At 68.1% G+C, this 15,823-nt stretch carries 18 protein-coding genes; 4 read left to right on the top strand and 14 right to left on the bottom strand.

What is annotated here, in order from left to right; genetic code table 11:
* The first annotated feature begins 130 nt into the window (after nucleotides 1-130).
* The gene (locus BN984_RS09315) at nucleotides 131-904 is read left to right on the top strand and encodes an IclR family transcriptional regulator (protein ID WP_004973112.1); all 774 of its coding nucleotides are present in this window, start codon (nucleotides 131-133) and stop codon (nucleotides 902-904) included.
* 60 nt (nucleotides 905-964) lie between these two features.
* Here the strand turns inward: BN984_RS09315 and BN984_RS09310 are convergent, their stop codons facing one another.
* On the bottom strand, nucleotides 965-1,861 hold the full coding sequence (locus BN984_RS09310; RefSeq protein ID WP_008091898.1) for an NAD-dependent epimerase/dehydratase family protein: 897 nt from the start codon (nucleotides 1,859-1,861) through the stop codon (nucleotides 965-967).
* Nucleotides 1,862-2,191: 330 nt separating this feature from the next.
* On the opposite strand from BN984_RS09310, the gene BN984_RS09305 reads away from it, so the two are divergent.
* A complete protein-coding gene (locus BN984_RS09305; RefSeq protein WP_049968088.1) occupies nucleotides 2,192-2,860 on the top strand; it encodes a type I 3-dehydroquinate dehydratase in 669 nt (222 codons plus the stop codon).
* 594 nt (nucleotides 2,861-3,454) lie between these two features.
* Nucleotides 3,455-4,129: a type I 3-dehydroquinate dehydratase gene (locus tag BN984_RS09300; protein ID WP_008091896.1), complete on the top strand. Its 675-nt coding sequence runs from the start codon at nucleotides 3,455-3,457 to the stop codon at nucleotides 4,127-4,129.
* A 76-nt stretch (nucleotides 4,130-4,205) separates the two neighbouring features.
* Here the strand turns inward: BN984_RS09300 and BN984_RS09295 are convergent, their stop codons facing one another.
* Both BN984_RS09295 and BN984_RS09290 read right to left on the bottom strand, forming a co-directional pair.
* Nucleotides 4,206-5,156 (bottom strand): homoserine dehydrogenase, encoded by a 951-nt coding sequence (locus tag BN984_RS09295; protein ID WP_049968087.1) that lies wholly within the window; start codon nucleotides 5,154-5,156, stop codon nucleotides 4,206-4,208.
* A complete protein-coding gene (locus tag BN984_RS09290; protein WP_004973130.1) occupies nucleotides 5,153-5,686 on the bottom strand; it encodes an amino acid-binding protein in 534 nt (177 codons plus the stop codon). The genes BN984_RS09295 and BN984_RS09290 overlap by 4 nt, the downstream gene beginning before the upstream one ends.
* Nucleotides 5,687-6,254: 568 nt before the next feature.
* Here BN984_RS09290 and BN984_RS09285 point away from each other — a divergent pair.
* Entirely contained in the window at nucleotides 6,255-6,701 is a 447-nt protein-coding gene (locus BN984_RS09285; RefSeq protein ID WP_008091894.1) for an ester cyclase, read from the top strand.
* A 238-nt stretch (nucleotides 6,702-6,939) separates the two neighbouring features.
* Here BN984_RS09285 and BN984_RS09280 read toward each other — a convergent pair whose 3' ends face one another.
* The 11 genes from BN984_RS09280 to BN984_RS09230 all read right to left on the bottom strand — a co-directional run.
* Entirely contained in the window at nucleotides 6,940-7,671 is a 732-nt protein-coding gene (locus BN984_RS09280) for a hypothetical protein (RefSeq protein WP_049968086.1), read from the bottom strand.
* A 62-nt stretch (nucleotides 7,672-7,733) separates the two neighbouring features.
* Entirely contained in the window at nucleotides 7,734-8,189 is a 456-nt protein-coding gene (locus BN984_RS09275; protein ID WP_008091892.1) for an OsmC family protein, read from the bottom strand.
* Between the two features lie 64 nt (nucleotides 8,190-8,253).
* Entirely contained in the window at nucleotides 8,254-8,838 is a 585-nt protein-coding gene (locus BN984_RS09270; protein ID WP_049968085.1) for a hypothetical protein, read from the bottom strand.
* Nucleotides 8,835-9,608: a nucleotide-binding protein gene (locus BN984_RS09265; protein ID WP_008091890.1), complete on the bottom strand. Its 774-nt coding sequence runs from the start codon at nucleotides 9,606-9,608 to the stop codon at nucleotides 8,835-8,837. Before BN984_RS09265 ends, BN984_RS09270 begins: the two co-directional genes overlap by 4 nt.
* 308 nt (nucleotides 9,609-9,916) lie before the next feature.
* Nucleotides 9,917-10,930 carry a pyridoxal phosphate-dependent aminotransferase gene (locus BN984_RS09260; protein ID WP_049968084.1) on the bottom strand — a complete coding sequence of 338 codons (1,014 nt, stop codon included), beginning with the start codon at nucleotides 10,928-10,930 and terminating at the stop codon, nucleotides 9,917-9,919.
* A gap of 99 nt (nucleotides 10,931-11,029) precedes the next feature.
* A complete protein-coding gene (locus BN984_RS09255; protein WP_049968083.1) occupies nucleotides 11,030-11,758 on the bottom strand; it encodes an adenosylcobinamide amidohydrolase in 729 nt (242 codons plus the stop codon).
* Nucleotides 11,751-12,773 (bottom strand): threonine-phosphate decarboxylase CobD, encoded by a 1,023-nt coding sequence (gene cobD / locus BN984_RS09250; protein ID WP_049968082.1) that lies wholly within the window; start codon nucleotides 12,771-12,773, stop codon nucleotides 11,751-11,753. Before cobD ends, BN984_RS09255 begins: the two co-directional genes overlap by 8 nt.
* Nucleotides 12,763-13,782, bottom strand: a complete 1,020-nt coding sequence (locus BN984_RS09245; RefSeq protein WP_049968081.1) for a nicotinate-nucleotide--dimethylbenzimidazole phosphoribosyltransferase — start codon at nucleotides 13,780-13,782, stop codon at nucleotides 12,763-12,765. Before BN984_RS09245 ends, cobD begins: the two co-directional genes overlap by 11 nt.
* On the bottom strand, nucleotides 13,773-14,417 hold the full coding sequence (locus BN984_RS09240) for an NTP transferase domain-containing protein (protein WP_244877459.1): 645 nt from the start codon (nucleotides 14,415-14,417) through the stop codon (nucleotides 13,773-13,775). The genes BN984_RS09245 and BN984_RS09240 overlap by 10 nt, the downstream gene beginning before the upstream one ends.
* Nucleotides 14,402-15,166, bottom strand: a complete 765-nt coding sequence (cobS, locus tag BN984_RS09235) for an adenosylcobinamide-GDP ribazoletransferase (protein ID WP_008091878.1) — start codon at nucleotides 15,164-15,166, stop codon at nucleotides 14,402-14,404. The genes BN984_RS09240 and cobS overlap by 16 nt, the downstream gene beginning before the upstream one ends.
* Nucleotides 15,157-15,823: CobD/CbiB family cobalamin biosynthesis protein (locus BN984_RS09230; RefSeq protein ID WP_244877458.1), on the bottom strand; the 667-nt coding region annotated here is incomplete at its 5' end. The genes BN984_RS09230 and cobS, both read right to left, overlap by 10 nt.

Raw genomic sequence — 15,823 nt, 5'->3', positions numbered from 1 at the left:
CGAGCACCCGACCCGTAGCGAGCGACGCCTCGGCCCGTGACCCCGGTGACCGAAGCGTTCGCCACCTCGAAATCCAACATCGTTGAAACGAATCGGTGCTATTAGGGACGCGGTGGCCAATTGTCGAATCATGACGAACTCCACCGGGTCGGGCTCGCGGCGGATACAGAGCGTCGAACAGGCGTTCGACATCATTCGGTACCTCCGCGAAGTCGACGGCGCGACGCTGTCGGAGACCGCCGAGGACATGGAGATGCCGGTCAGCACGGCGCACATCCACCTGGCGACGCTCGTGGACACCGACTACGTCGTCAAGGTCGGAAGCGAGTACCGCTGTAGTCTCCGCTTTCTCGAGATGGGCGGGGCGATGCGCGACGGGATGGCGCTGTACCGGGTCGCCAAGCCGGAACTCGACGAGCTGAAAGAACAGACCGGCGAGCACACCAACGTGACGGTCGAGCAAAACGGGTTCGCCGTTCAGCTCTACAAGGCCCAGAGCCCGGAGTCCATCGACGACGACGCGCCGCTCGGCGACCACCTCTACCTCCACTCGACGGCGACGGGGAAGGCGATGCTCGCGGAGCGCTCGCGGGACGAGGTCGACCGAATCGTCGACCGCCGCGGTCTCCCCGCCCTGACCGACGACACCATCACCGACCGCGGGGCGCTCCACGAGGAACTCGCGGCGATTCGCGACCGAGGTTACTCCATCAACCGCGGCGAACACTACCCCGGCGTCTGCGCCGTCGGAACCGCCATCGTCTCCGAACCGGACGACGCCGTCGGCGCGATAAGCATCAGCGGTCCGATGAGCCGCATGGAGCCCGAGCGCATCGAGGAGGAACTCGCCCCGTCGCTTCTGAACAAGAAGAACATCATCGAGCTGAAAATAAAGCAGTACTGAGCGGGCGGCCTCACCGCCGTCGGCCGTGGCCGTCGCTCTCGGAGTCGGTCTCTCGTCGGCTCACTCGGGCGGGCTGTCCCACTCGGAGCCGTCGTCGGCCGGTTCGTAGTCGAGGACCGCCTTCGCGTGGTCGATATCGAACCAGCGGGCCTTGTTGCCGCTCACCGCGTAGAACGTGTCGTAGGTGACCGACTCGTCTTCGAGACAGCATTCGAGCAGGTGCGCGAAGTCCCGCTGGGAGGTCCACGTCGCTTTGAGCCGCTTGACCATCTCCTCGTACTCGGGGCTGCCGCGCTCCCACGAACCGGTCTGGGACTGGTCCCACACCTCGCCCTCCTCGACTTTGTGCTCGTCGCCGCGGTCGACGCCGCGCTCCGCGTCACCGTAGGGATGGTCGTACCGCTCGGTCCGGACGCTCGAGATGCGAATCGAGTAGACCTGGCTCGGCGCGCCGTCGCGGCGGGCGTGCGTCCGGCAGATGTGCTCGCCGAACACCTTCGAGGCCCCGTAGTAGCCGTCCGGCTTCGGGAGCGTCTCGTGGGTGAGCCGGAAGGGGTCGTACCTGCTGGGGTAGTCTTCCTCGTAGAGGTCGGGCGCGAGGTCCTCTTCGTACAGGCCCATCACGCGCTGGGAGGAGGCGTAGATGAGCTTCTCGACGCCGGCGTCCTCCATCGCCGTGAGGACGTTGTACGTGCCCGTGATGTTCGGCTCGATGATGTCCTCGAAGGACGCGCCCGCGTCGGACTGCGCGGCGAGGTGGATGACGGCGTCTTGCCCGTCGAACGCCGGGCGAATCGCCTCGTAGTCCGCGATGTCGGCGACAAACGTCTCGTACTCCGGATGTTCGGTCCGGTCGAGATACGTGAACTCGTACTCGTCTCGTTCCGCGAGGTGGTTGAGAATCGCTTCGCCCGCCTCACCGAACGGACCCGTGACTAGGACTTGCTGCGTAACCATCGTTACTGAGGGATACGGAACTCCCCGATTTAAATCTTGGTGGCGTCGGTCAGTTCAGCCCGGTCGAACGAGCGACGATTGGATCCATCTCCTTTCGACATCGTTGAAACAAATTCGGGCTGTAAGACCATGATAATTACAGACATAAGATTGTAATCTATCGCGGGCAAACGGCGTCGTTTCCCGAGATTTCGCGGCTCTCGCGTCGTTACAACATTGTAGAAACGGCGGTGTCAGCGACTGCAACTGGAGTTTCACGGGAACGACAGGAGTCGCCGCGGAGCACTCTCGAGGGAACTACTTTTATACCAGTGCTTGGTATCAAATCTCATGGGTGCGGACGCATACGCGTTAGCCGGAGTGACCGACACGCTGACCGAAGCGACGGCCGCGGAGGGCATCGCGGACTACGTCGAGTTCCGGATGGACGGGGCGGACCGCCCGCTCGCCGCGCTCGGCGAGTACGAGGGAGCACTCCCGCTCGTCGTCTCCAACCGGCCGGAGTGGGCCGGCGGCACCGCCGGTGAGTCCGAGCGACTGGAGACGCTCGCGGCCGCCGCCGCGGTCGACGCCGTCGAGATGGTCGACGTGGAACTGCGGACGATTCGCGAGTGCGAGTGGCTTCGGGACGAACTGCGCGGACACGACGTCGAACTGGTCGTCTCTCACTACGACCGCCGCGAGACACCTCAGAAATCAGAGTTGAACAGAATTATATCAGAGTGTAATACGTACGGGGACGTGGTGAAACTCGTCGTGTTCGCCGAGGAGAGGACGGACTCGCTCTCGCTGTTGCAGTCGTTCAACGCCGCCTCCGAGAGGGGAGTGCGAGTCACCGGATACGCGTTGGGGGATATCGGTCGACACACTCGCGTTATCGGCGTTTTTTACGGTGCGTCCATCGCCTACGCGCCCGTCGTCAGCGACGAGCGCGGCCCGAACGACATCGACCTCAGAAAACTGTCAAACCTGCTTGACTGGGTCGCTTCCGCGCGCTGAGGCCGTACTTCCGGTGTCGAACACGTGGACGCGGACACGCACCGAAGCGACCGGCCTGCCCGGAAAACAGTCCGCGACATCCGGGACCGCAGGGTGAGCGCTTCGAAGACGACGGGCCGGAAGGTTCGAATTAGTATCAGAAATAATGTATTCAAAATTTTTCGAGAGGTTTGATATGGCTCGCTCGCTCGACCGCGCGTCGTCCAGCTATCATCTGGCTCCGCACAACTGAGCGGGCAGTCCCGAGCGCACGCACGCCCTCGGTGTACCTGTACCCAGCACCGACGACCACCTCCGCCAGTCCCGACTCGGGTCAACAGCGAATGGCCGACGATGAGCGACGAACACCGAAGATGTCTCGGGAGCATTCAAACCCGCGCCGATAGAGCGTCGGCTCACGCCGATTATTCTGGATGAACATTCCGGAGAATCCCCCGAAAACGGCGTCTCTCACCGCCTACGAGGAGGTGAGAACTCTTGCACCGACAGCTAACATTTATACGCGGCGGAGTGATAGGCGTTCACATGAAAATCGACGAGTCTGCGCTGGCGGCAACAACAAACGACCTCACACGAGAGGTCGACGCACGAGGGGTGGCAGACCTCATCGAATTCCGGATGGACAAGGCGGACGACCCGCTCGAACAACTCGCCGCGTACGACGGCGAACTCCCGATAATCGCGACTAACCGCGCTCGCTGGTTCGGAGGAAAGGCCAGCGACGCCGGACGGCTGGACGACCTCTTTTCCGCATCTCGATTCGACGCCGTGGAGTTCGTCGACATCGAACTCGAGACCGTTCGCGCCAAAGGGTGGTTGGCCCACGAGTTCCGCGAGAACGACGTCCAGCTCATCATCTCGCACCACGACTTCGACGAGACGCCCGACCGCGAGGTCCTCGACGCCATCATCGAACAGTGCGCGGAGTTCGGCGACATCGCGAAGGTGGCGGTCTTCCCCCAGAACCAAGGTGACACGCTCACCCTCCTCGAGGCCGTCAACGACGCGACCAACCGCGGCATCGACGTGGCCGGCATCTCCATGGGCGAAATCGGGAGCCACACGCGGGTCATCGGCCACCTCTACGGGTCGAAGCTCGGATACGCGCCCCTGCTCGCGGACGACAACGACTACGCACCCGGGCAGATTCCGCTCGAAAAGCTCGCTTCGCTCATCGAACTCACGAAAAACGAGCGCGTCGACGGGCAGGTCATCGACACGCTCCGGAGCGAAGTGTCGGTGCCGAAGGAACTGACGCTCTCGGACTGACGCCGGAAAACCCGAGGGCCGTCCCCCGTCAACAGACTCGTTTCATCTCTTTTCGCCGCGAACTCGTCGCTCGACGTCAGTCGGCGAGTCGCTCGACGTCTGTCAGCACCGCGCTCGCCGTCTCGGGACCGCCGGCGCCTCGGCCGGTGATACCCAGTCGACCGCAGTAGTCGGCTTCGATTTGAACGGCGTTTTCCGTCCCTGACGGGGCGACAGCCCCGTTTTCAGGTACCAGTCGCGGGCCGACACGGACCGCGCCGTCCGCGACCTCGACGATGAGTCGAATCGTCTGGCCGTCTTCCTGTGCCAGGTCGAGCATACTCCCCGAGAGCTCCTGAATCCCCTCGACTTCGGCGTCATCGAGCGTGAACTCCGTCTCACCGTCGGAGAGGACGTTGGCGACGATGACACCCTTGAGGGCCGTGTCCGTCCCGTCGACGTCGAACGTCGGGTCCGCCTCGGCGACGCCGAGGTCCTGGGCCTCCGCGAGCACGTGCTCGTAGTCGAGTCCCTCGGCGGCCATCCGCGAGAGGATGAAGTTCGCCGTCCCGTTCAGCACGCCGTAAACCGCCGACACCCGCGACGGACCCACGTCCTCGATAGTCGAGAGGATGGGAAGCGCGCCGCCGACGGTCGCGCCGAATCGGACGATTCCCTCGCTTTCGGCTTCGAGCGCGCGCAGGTCGGCGTACCGTTCAGCCACGGGCCCTTTGTTCGCGAGCACGACGTGCCGGTCGTCGGCCAGCGCCCGCTCGACGTGCGAGAACCCGGGCTCGGCGTCGCCCAGCGTCGTCGGCGTCGCCTCCACCAACACGTCGTAGTCTGCGTCGAACACCGCACCGGGGTCCGCCTCGCCGACCACGCCGTCGTCTCGTTTCTTCGAGCGCACCGCGTCGGCGTCGACGCCGTCGGCGTCGACGGCGGCGCTCTCGGAGTCCGCGAACGCGGTCACGACGTGGCCGTGCTCCGCGGCCAGTTCGACGACGGCACTCCCGACCGCACCGGCGCCGAGGACACAGAGCCTCACGCGCGACCCCCCACGGTCAGCGGCTCGACGAGTTGCAGGTCCTTTTCGTCGGCGATTTCTCGCATCGCGGCGAGGACCTCTTCAGTCGCCCCCGACGCGGCGGCCAACTGGAAGCGGGCGCTGGAGACGTCGATGGAGCCGGCGGGCGCGGACAGCGAGATGTCGGTGACCGTCGCGTTCCGCGTCGCCTCGATCTGCGTCAGCGTGTCGGAGAGGTCCGTCTCGATGAGGTGACCCGAGAGGATGATGGTCAGGCGCTCGCTGTAGCGCTCGGTTCCGGCCTGAATGACGTTGATGCCGGCGTCGCTCAGGCCCTCGACGATGTTGTCGAAGCGGTCGGGAGTCGCCTCAATATCGACCTCCACCGGGATGTAACCGCGCGGGGTGACGTTGCCGCGCTCGTGGAAAATCGAGAGGAGGTTCCCTCCGTGTTCGGCGATGGGCTGCAGCGAGCGCAGGAGTTCGCCGGGTTCGTCGACGAGTTCGAGCCGGAGCGTGTACGCTTGGACGTCGTTGTGCACCTCACTCATCCGTACAACACCGTACCAACGTGTCGTTCATTGTCGGGAGTCGAGCGAGCACACCCATATACGTATTGCGTTCGAACGGCTCGGACGCCGACTGCGGACGCGGCCGTCGTCCCGCCTGCTGTGAGAGAGTCATCACTGAGGGTTCGCCGTACGCGCGTCGGCCCGAAATGTACTCAGGTTCGCTACAAAGATTACCGCACCGAGGCGACGATTGGGCCCGAGGCAGAACGCAAATATCATACAATACTCTTCATCGAGACAGCACCGGCCACGAGCGATTTCTGAGGCGATATTCGATAAGCGACATATATTAGTAGCTATTCAACCGATTCTCAATAGCTATCAGAATATTTCAGAAGATAGTGTTCGAGTATATCTTATCGGATTAGTTCTCAGATTATCCACACCACCGTTTGTGTATGTTATGAACATAACTATCTCCCCGAACTACACGATTCTAAACAAACAATAGTTAACAGACCACACAGCGTAGATACAGTCGTATCCACCGCCGGCGGCGAGCGAGAACGCGGCCGCACGCGGACGGATACGAGAGGGGAAATTCAGAATGGCATCAGCAAGCACACCGACACCGACGCCGACGGGGAACGAGCGAATCGCCCGACGCTTCCCGGAGGAAGTCGCGAGCGAGGGGAACATCGGGCTCATCGACGAGATTTGTGCCGAGGACATCCTCGACCACAGCCCGCTCGGAGAGGTTCAGGGGCGCGACGAACTCAAAGCGCAGATTTCGGGGCTCCGAGAGTCCTTTTCGGATTTCTCGGCCACGGTCGAAGACGCGATTACGGAGGGCGACACGGTCGCCATGCGCGTCACGCTCCGCGGGACGCACGACGGCGCGTTCATGGGCATCGAACCCACCGGGAAGACGGTCGAGGTCGGCAACATGGTGTTCAGCCGTATCGAAGACGACATGATAGTCGAGCGGTGGGTCCAACCGGACATGCTCGGCATGCTCACGCAACTCGGCGCTGTCGAACTACCTGAGGCGTGACCTGAACAGAGACCGATACTTTTTGTGCGACGGACGCGCCGCTCAGCGACTGAGAAGGAAGTACGGGCGACCGGGCACCCGCCCGCACTCCACGGACACTGGGGAAAAACTCCCCTGTATACGCAACCCAAGTGCAGGTATGTACCTGCAGTAGACGCCTACAACGTCCTCGGTTAAAACATTTTTCAAGTGTCATATGCGACGTGTGGACAGCAATCACCCCTCGGCGACCGGCGAGTCAGCCGTCGAACGCCGAGAGCCGGCGGCGTTCCTGTGCGAGGATTCGCTCCCAGTAGTCGAACAGGACGCTGTCGAGGTCGTACACGTCGGCGATGCGACGGACCCACTCGTCGTCCGAAAACAGCAGTCGCTGGAAGGTCCGCACGTCGGGGTCGAGTTCGGTCCGCCGGCCGGTGTAGTAGGCGACGGTCTGCTCGCGGGTCCGCTCGACCAACAGCGGCGGGACGAAGATGCCCGACTCGCGGGCGACGTAGGTGAACCACTCTAGATGGAGAATCGCGTCGGCGAGGACGAACCGCTCGGCGAAGCCGTCGACGTACGCCGTCGCGGGGCGACCGTCGACGTACACGTCGTCCGGGCGGGAAAACCGTGGCACCGACAGGTGCGGGAGGTCGTCGGCGTAGCGCTCGGCGACCCGCCGAAGCCGGAAGTCGGCGTAGGCACAGGGGGCCGCGAGGCCGAGTTCGTACCACAGCGGCATCCACTGACAGAACGGGTCGCAGAACACCGCGTCGGCCAGCAGGTCGGCGGCGACAGAACGGGCGAGGTCCGGTGGGAGGTCGGTCCGCCCCGCCCGCATGGCGTCCGTCGCGCGGACCACCCGCGACTCGAAATCGCCGACGCGGAGTCCCATGCCCGCGGCCGCGTCGTGGACGTACTCGGCACCGATTCGGTACCAGTCCGCGAAGTCGGCGGGCCGGCGGAGTCGAAGGAGACGCAGAACGGTCACAGGAGAACTACGGACGACGGCGGTTTGGCTCTATCCCCGTGTGGGCGAGGCGAGGACGACACCTACCGTCGGTCGAACGAGAGCGCGAGCGGCGTCGCGTTGGTCAGGTTGTCGCTGACCGGGCAGCGCGATTCCACGGCGGCGAGCCACGCGTCGATGGTCTCTTCGTCGGCGTCCACGTCGGCGGTGACCGCGACGCGAATCTCCTCGTAGCCGGCGCGGCCGTCGTCGCGCTTGCCGATGAATTTCGCGGGATTCAGGTCGCCCTCGATGGAGATTTCGAGGTCTCGTACGTCGAGGTCCATCTCGCGGGCGACCACGTGCCCCGTGACGTTCAGACAGCCGGCGAGCGCCCCGAGGACGTACTCCACGGGGTTCGGCCCGGCGTTCGCCCCACCGAGCGATTCGGGCTCGTCGACGACGAACTCGAAGCCGCGGGTGGAGACGCGGGTCTCGGTCGGGGAGTCCGCGCGGGCGCTGACGTCGAAGGTGAGTTGTTGGGGTTTCTCTGCGGACATAGCCGTACAGACGTGCACGCGGTCGATAACACCAGTCGGCGGTTCTCAGCCCTCGGGAAGCGTGTTAGCGGCTGTCTGTCCCGGGTTCTATCGCGGCCGAGTCGCGCGCGTCGTCCGCCAGCACGTCGTCGAGTCCCCACTCCGACGCCCTCGCGCGAGCCTCCTCGCGGGCCTCGGACCGAATCTCCTCGATTGCGTCGGCGTCGGCGAGGAACGCTTCGACCGCGCTCTGGTCGCGGCCCTCGTCGCGGCGGGCGGCGGGGGCGGCGTCGACGGTCTGTTCTGCCAACCGCTCGTCGCCGGCGAGGACGCGGGCCGGCTCGCCCGGCGGGATGCGGAACGCCTCGACCTCGTGGGCGTCCGCGAGGGCCGCGGTGTCGACGGCGTGGACCGCGGCGCGGGTCGGGCCGGTGACGGCGAACCCCTCCAAGCCGTCGCGGCCGCCGACCTCGCGCTCCGTGTCGTAGGCGAGCACGGGAATCCCGTCTTCGAACGTGACGACGCCGCTGGTGGTCTCGCCGAGGAGGAGCGCGTCTTGCGGCTCGAAGACGACGTAGCCGGTCAGTTCCTCGTCGAGCACCGCCCGAAGGACCGCCGCGGCGTCGTCGACGACGCGCGACCGGCGGAGTTCGCCCCGCGGGATTCTCATATCCGCTCGGGGACGACGGCGCTCTTGAACCGCTCTGCTACGTCGCGGCCGTCGCCGTCGCGCACGTCGAGTCGGGCGGCCGCCTCGCGGAAGGCGTCCGCGGCCGGGTCCTCGGGGGCGTGCGCAAGGAGGGGTTTCCCCTCGCGGCGGGCCGCCCGGACCGCGTCACTCTCGGGAACCGAGGCGAGCGTCTGCCCTCCGAAGTAGCGGCCGGCCTGCTCGGCGATTTTGTCGACGTTCTCGTCGGGTCGCACGCGGTTGAACACCACGCCCGCCGTGTCGGTGCCGTAGGAGTGAGCGTACTCCTGGACTTTCAGCCCGTCGGACAACGACGGCACGGTGGGCTGGAGGACGACGACGATGCGGTCCGCGAGGACGACCGGAAGCACCGCGCTCTTCGAGCCGAGCGCGGCGGGCGAATCAAGGAGGAGCACGTCCGCGTCGGCGGCGAGTTCGGCGACCACGTCCCGGAGGCGACCGGGGTCCGCGGCCTCGAACGCCGCGAGACTCGTCCCGCAGGGGACGACCGACATGCCGAACCGCTCGTAGACCGCGTCGGACACCGCGGCGTCGCGCTCGTCGACGAGTAAGTCGTGGAGCGTCACGTCGGCGTCGTCCAACCCGGCGTGGAACAGCAGGTTTGCCATGCCCGTGTCCGCGTCGATGACGGTCACGTCGTAGTCCTCGGCGAGCGCCATCCCCAGCGCGAGCGTACTCGTCGTCTTCCCCGTGCCGCCCTTCCCGCTGGCGACGGCGAACGCCTCGACCATGCCCCCACGTGTCCGGTGATTTCGCATAAGTGTTCGGAACGGCTGTGGACGCGCGCCGACGAACATCGTGTTAAACGGTGACAAGCATTAATAGTGAGGCCATAATGGTGTAGAACGACCAGCGATGTTCCGAATCGTCATCCAATCGTTCGCTTTCGTCGTCGACGACTCGACGTTCGCGGTGTACGCGACCCTCCTCACCATCGCGTTCATCGTCTATCTGAATCGGTGACTCGGCGTCAGCGAGACGGTCGGTGAACGAGTTCCGCGGCCCCGACGGAGAGAAAGCGAGACGCGACCGCGGCGACTCAGGCCGCCTCGGCGAGCGCGGCGAGCAGACGGTCGTTTTCGTCCGGGCGGCGGACGTTGATTCTGACGTGCGAGTCGAGCCGCTGGTAGTCGCGGGCGTCGCGGACGGCGAAGCCGCGACGCCGGGTCTCGTGAAGAACGCGGTCGACGTCGTCGGCGCGGAACAAGACGAGCGTGCTGTCGGCCGGGTGCGGTTCGTACCCGAGTCGGTCCAAGCCCGCGACCACCCGCGGGCGCTCCCGTTCGACCCGGTCCCGCGTGGCTTCGAGGAAGGCGTCCTGTTTGAGACAGAACGTCGCGACCTCCACCGCGGGGGCCGACAACACCCACGTACACCGCGCCCGCGAGAGCCGGTCGCCGAGGTCACCCGTCGCGGCCGCGAACCCCGCGCGGAGCGAGGGGACGCCGAAGACGTTCGTCACCGAGTGGAGGGCGATGACGCCGTCGAGGCCGGCCGTGCTCGGGAGGCGCGTGAAACCGAGGTACGACTCGTCGACGATGACGGGCGTGTCGGCCCGGCAGCAGGCGTCGATGAACGCCCGAAGCTCGTCTCGCGGGTAGGCCGTCCCGAGCGGGTTCGCGGGGTAGCTGAGAATCACCGCCGCGTGCTCGTCGGGGTCGACGGTTTCGAGCAGTCGGTCGTGGGGAACGTGGACCGGCTCGCCGCCTTGGAGCCGGATTTCGCGGGCGTACTCGCCGCAACAGGGTGCCGGGAGCGCCACGCTGTCGCCCGGCGAGACTGTCACTCCGACGGCGAGTCGCATCGCCTCGATGACGCCCGCCGCGGGGACGACCTCCTCGGGGTGACAGCCCACGAACTCCGCGGCCGCGACGCGAAACCGAGAGTAGTCGTCCAGCGAGTATCGCCGCGAGGTGGAGAGCGCCGACTCGTAGACGCCGGCGATGCCCGCTGGCCGCTCCGGGTTCGACCCGGTGCTGAAATCGACGAGGGAGTGGTCGGCGGTCCCGCCGTGGGTAACGTGGTCGACATCGGGAACGGAACCGGGATCCATACCAACGTGCTAGCCACCGACTATAATCAAGGCTTCTACGGGAACCATTTAGCTACCACCGTGGATTTCACACCCTACGAGCCGTTTTTTCGGTGGTTCTCAAATCGGAGAGACGGTCGCGCGGTCGTCGGCGACGACGCCGTAACTCGCCTCGTCGACGCACCGGGGAATCGGGTCGTCGTCGTACCGCGAATCGAGGCTCGCGAGCACCGCGTCGCGGACGCAGACCCGCGCGGCGTTGCCGACCTCGGTCGCGCTCCCCGAGAACGTCACCGGGTCGCCCGTGGGGTCGCACGCGGCGACCACGGCGTCGGTCGTCGTCCCCGGCGCGCCGCAGCGGTCGAGGAGCGTCGCCGCCTTCGCCTCGGCGGCCACGGCGACGAGGTTCGCGAGCGCACCCGGCTCCAGCGACCGCGTCGTCCCGACGAAGACGTTGACCGTGCCTGTCGGGTCACCGCCGTCGCCGCCGGCCGTCACGTCAGCCGTGTCCGACTCGTCGTCCCGTTCGCTCGGGTCGCCGTCTATCGGGAGTTCCGCCGGGTTCGACACGCCCGCAGTGGCGACGACCCCGACCGGGCCGAACCGGGCGCGTCGGGCGTGTTCCTGCCCCACGCCCGTCAGGAGCGTCGGGCCGCGCTCGTCGAAGCCGGCAGACGAGAGTCGACGTTCGACGTACGCGTCGAGGTCCGTCTCGGGCCAGCCCTCGGGGACGGTGACGTTGAACGCGGCGTCGGCCCGCGACTCGCCGCCGGCGTAGCCCGTCGAGAGCCAGCGCGTGTCCGGACGGCTCAGTCGACAGACGCCGTCGCGGCGCGTCGCCTCAAACATCGTCGGCGACGGCGGCGAGCGCCCGGAGCAGTTCGTCGTTCTCGTCGGGGCGTTTCACCGCGACGCGGACGTGCGAGTCGAGCGTCGGAAACGTCGTCGCGTCCCGGACGGCGACGCCGCGGTCGCGGGCGGTCTCGACCACCGCGTCGACGTCGCGGTCGCCGACGTCGAAGAGGAGAAACGGCGCGTCCGACGGGTACACGTCGAAGGCCTCGGACAGCGTCTCGCGGAGTCGTTCGCGCTCGTCCGCGACGCGCTCTCGCGTGCGCGAGACGAACTCTGCGTCGTCCATGCAGTGCGTGCCGACGGCGGCCGCGGGCGTCGAGAGCGACCACGCTCGTCGGGCCACGGCGAGTCGGTCGCTGAGGTCGTCGGTGGCGACGGCGAACCCGGCGCGGATGCCCGGCAGGCCGAACATCTTCGTCAGCGACCGGGCGACGACGACGCCGGGTTCTCCCGCGAGGCTCGGCTCGTCGGTGAAATCGAGGAACGCCTCGTCGACGACGAGGACCGTGTCGGCCTCGCGGCAGCGCGCCGCGAACGCCCGGAGGTCGGCGGCGGGCGCGAGTTCGCCCGTCGGGTTGTTCGGCGTGCAGACGACCGCGACCGCGTGGCCCGCGGGGTCGGCGTCGAGGAGTTCGTCGTGGGCGACGGGAACCGGCTCCGCGCCCTGCAGGCGAATCTCGCGGTCGTACTCCCCGAAACTCGGTTGGGGGACGAGCGCGGTGTCGCCGGGCGACAGCGTCACCTCGAACGCGAGCCGCAGGGCTTCGAGGCCGCCCGCGGTCGGCACGACCGCGTCGGGGACACAGCCGACGTAGTCGCCGGCGGCCGCCCGGAAGTCGCCGTAGTCGTCGTCGGGGTAGCGGGTCGAAGCGTCGAACGCCTCGCGGTACACCGCCTCGACGCCCGCGGGCCGCTCGGGGTTGGTGTTCGCGCTGAAGTCGAGGACGGTCGGGTCGGTGGTCCCGCCGTGGGGGACGCGGCTCCCCGCCCGGACGGACTCAGGGTCCATCGTCGGTATCGGCGTCGGCCGCCGTGGTCTCGACGGCCTCGGGGTCCAACGTCGAGAGCACGTCGAGCGTGGCCGACTCCACGTCGTCGAGGACGCCCATCCGGTCGGCGAGCATGAGCGCGCCGCCCATCCCCGCGCCCTCCTTGGCCTCGCCCGCGGCGTAGCGGTCCAGCGGGTGCGTCTCGAAGCCGGGGTCGGTGACGGTCAACTCGAGGTCGAGCGCCTCGGCGGCGGCGGCCAACTCGGGCACGTCGTCGGCGAGGTACGAAGTGGTGGCGAGGGTCAGGTCGCCGTTCGCGCCGGCGTGGCGGGCGAGCGCGGCGGCCGCGAGCAGTTGCGTCCCGCCGCCGAGCGTCACGTCGATACCGTTTTCGAGCGCGCCGACGGTGAGTCCGGCAACGACCGGAAGCACCGGGTCGCCGAGGTAGCGGGCGGCGCGCCGGGGCTTGTGGGCCGCGAAGCCGGGTTCGACGTCGCTGGCTTCGAACGCCTCGTCGACGACCTCTTCCTTCAGGCTCGTCGGGTTGTCCGGGAGCGACGACGAGACGGGGAACTCCTCGCCGAGCGCGCGGAACACCGCGAGCGCGGTGGTCGTCCCGCCGGGGACGGTCTCGCCGATGACGAGTTCGTCTTCGGGGAGCGCGAGGCCCATCCGCCGGGCCGCCTCGAACGCGCCGGGCGCGGTCGGGACCGGTTCGCTCTCGCGGATGTCGCGGCCGGGTCGCGCCCCCACGTCGATGGTCGGTGCGGCGCTCGGCTTGGCGAGACCGGCGTCCACGGTGAGCACGTCGAATCCGGTGAGTTGCTTGACGGCGCGGGTGACGGCCGCGGGCGTCGGACAGCCGGTCGGGCTGACCGGCGTCACCGGCGAGCGGACGGGCTCGCCGTACTCGATGATTTCGGCGTCGGCGCTCGGCGTGTGGCCGACGAGCGAGGGGTCCGCGCCGGCGGCGCTGATACCGGGAATCTTCGCCGTCTCGGTCGTCCCGGCGACGAGGACTACTCGCATCGGTCCTCCGCGAGCGCGATGTCTGTCGGGCGGTTCACGTTGAGTGCGAGTCTGGTGTCTGTGGAGAGGTACATGGTCGAATCGGTGTCTGTGTCTGCGTCGGTGTTGGTGTCGGCGTCGGTGCCGGCGTTCGTCTCGGCGTCGGTCTCGGCAGCTGCGTCCGCGGGGCCGACGACGCCCAGTCCGGTCGGGCAGACGGCGGTCCCCTCGTAGTCGAAGACGAGCGCGTCGTCGACGCTGGCGCCGAGTTCTCGCTTCAGTTCGACGGGGACGCACGCGGTGGCGGCCCCGCCATCGGCGGCCGCGACGACGGCGTCGACGTGTTCGGGAGCTACGAGCGGCAGGTCGGAGACGACGGTGACGGCTGGTCGAGAGACGCGGGCCAGCGCGAATCCGAGGTCGGAGACGTAGCCGTCGCCGGGGGCCTCGATGGGGTCGAGACCGAGGTCGGCGGCGCGGTCGCGGGTGTTCGGCGTGTGCGGCGAGGTGACCGCGCGGACGGTCTCGACGCTCGAATCGCGGAGCGCCGCGGCGACTCGGTCGAGCATGGGCCGCCCGCAGATTTCCACGAGCGGCTTTTCGACCGGCGCGTCGAGGCGGGTGCCGCGGCCGCCGCACATCACGAGAGCGTCCATACCACCACCCCCACGTGGACGGCCGCGGCGCGGGCCAGTTCGTTCGTCGCGCCGAGCAGGTCGCCCGAGACGCCGCCGAGTCGGGCGCGACCCCACGAGCGGACGAGGAGCGCGACGACCGGTCCACAGCAGAGCGCCGCGACGACCGCGGGACCGCCCGTGACCGGCGCGAGCGCGACGACCGGGAGACAGGCCACGGCGACGGCGAGCAGCCCCGAGGGACTGTTCTCGCCGACGAGCGCCGATCCGAGCCCCTCGTGGGCGGGCGCGCCGAGACAGACCAGCGTCGCCATGCCGGCTTTCGCGCCGACCTCGGCGGCGAGCGCGATTGCGACGGCGGCCGTGAGGCCGACGCGACCACCCGCGCCTGCGAGTCCGAACGCGCCGAGCGCGAGGACGACGAGCGTCAGGCCGAACGCGAGCAGGCCGCCGACCCCCGTCTGAGAGTCCTTCAGGACCGACAGCCGCCGGCCGGCGTCGCCGTGGACGACCGCGGCGTCGCCGAGGTCCGCGAGGCCGTCGGCGTGGGTGACGCCGGTCACGAGGTACAGCGTCACGAGGTACAGCGCGGCCGCGGTCGGAATCGGCAGCGGGAGCAACAGCGGGAGCGCGGCGAGCGCGCCGACGACGTAGCCGACGAGCGGAAACGCCACGGGCGCGCGCCTGAAGGCGTCCCAGTTCGACTCGTCGCCGCCGACGGGGAGGCGGGTGAGGAAGCCGAGCGCGCCGCGGAGCGCGGTCAGAACCACGCGACCACCCCCGCGACGGCGAACGCGGCGAGGCCCGCCCGCGAGACGAGTCGGACGCCCCGCGCGGCCGTCGCCGCGTCGGGTGCCTCGGGACCCCCGTCGAGCAGGTAGTGGCCGGGCTTTTCGAGTCGCGTTTCCAGCAGGACCGCGAGGGTCGCCATCGGCCACCCCGAGTTGGGCGACGACGGGCGGCGCGCCAGCTCGCCGACCCGGGCCACCGTGGCCGGCGCGCCGGCGACGACGGCCAGTAAGACGGCCGAGGCGCGCGCCGGGAGCCACATCACCGCGTCGTCGAGGCGGGCCGGAACGCGACCGACCGGCTTGTGTCGGTAGCCGAGCATCGAGTCGAGCGTGTTGACGCCTTTCACCCACGCGGCCGCGCCGACCGCGAGCGGGAGCGACGCGGGCGCGAGGAGCGTAAACGCGAGCAACGGGGCGACGAGCCCGTCGGCGAGGTTCTCCGCGGCGCTCTCGACGGCGGCGCTCCGGATGTCGGCCGCCGAGAGCGACGACGGGTCGCGCCCGGCCAGCGCCCGGAGTTCGTCCCGGGCGGCGTCGAGGTCGGACTCGTCCGCCGTGGCCGAGACGACCGTCTCCGCCGCGTCGAGCAACATGCGAAGGCTCGTGGTCGAAAACAGCGCGAGCGCGGCGACGGCA

The sequence above is a fragment of the Haloferax prahovense genome (genome assembly GCF_000723845.1).
GTDB classification, from domain to species: Archaea; Halobacteriota; Halobacteria; order Halobacteriales; family Haloferacaceae; genus Haloferax; species Haloferax prahovense.
Note: the sequence above shows the minus strand (reverse complement) of the source record. Positions and strands in the feature narration are given on the sequence as shown.